Annotated in this window: 1 protein-coding gene and 1 pseudogene; both read left to right on the forward strand. The window is 68.6% G+C overall.

All coding sequences use genetic code 11. The annotated features are described in order from the left end of the window. Nucleotides 1–296 (forward strand): annotated as a pseudogene (locus JK635_RS27985) (hypothetical protein); the annotation flags it as partial. Then, nucleotides 289–596: P-loop NTPase family protein (locus JK635_RS27990; protein WP_202653064.1), on the forward strand; the 308-nt coding region annotated here is incomplete at its 3' end. The pseudogene JK635_RS27985 and the gene JK635_RS27990, both read left to right, overlap by 8 nt.

The following is a 596-nucleotide window of genomic DNA, read 5'->3' on the forward strand; positions in this document are numbered from 1 at the left end:
ACAAGGGCAACGGCCTGGCCGGCGCCATCATTACCAAGCTCGACGAGGCGGCTACCATCGGCAGCGTGCTGGACGTGATCATCCGCCAGAAGCTGCAGCTGCAATACATCGCCAACGGCCAGCGGGTGCCGGAAGACCTGCACCTGGCCCGCCCCAATTTCCTGATCGACCGCGCCTTCAAGATGAAACGCGAGACCGGGCCGTTCCAGTACCAGGACGACGAACTGCCGCTGGTGATCGGCAACACCGCCCGCATGATGAATGACCAGTCGCTGCGCGAGGTGTCCATTGGCTAGCATCCGCATCGACCAGGCCGAGGGCCTGCGCCGCATGGTCGCCAAACCGGCGCCGCGGGTGCTGACCTTTCTGTCGGCCACGCCCGACCATGAAAAGAGCGCCACGCTGCTGAACCTGGGCGCCTCGCTGGCCCGCGCCGGCAGCGGCGTGCTGTTGCTCGACGCTTGCGCCACCGCGCGCGGCGTGGGCGCGGGCCTGGACCGCATGCATGGCGGCACGCTGCTGCAGGCGGCGCGCGCCGAAGCGCGGCTGGCCGACGTGGTGCTGCCAATGCCGCAGGGCTTCGGCATCGCCGTGAT

The sequence above is a fragment of the Neobacillus paridis genome (genome assembly GCF_016765675.1).
GTDB classification, from domain to species: domain Bacteria; phylum Bacillota; class Bacilli; order Bacillales; family Cytobacillaceae; genus Neobacillus; species Neobacillus paridis.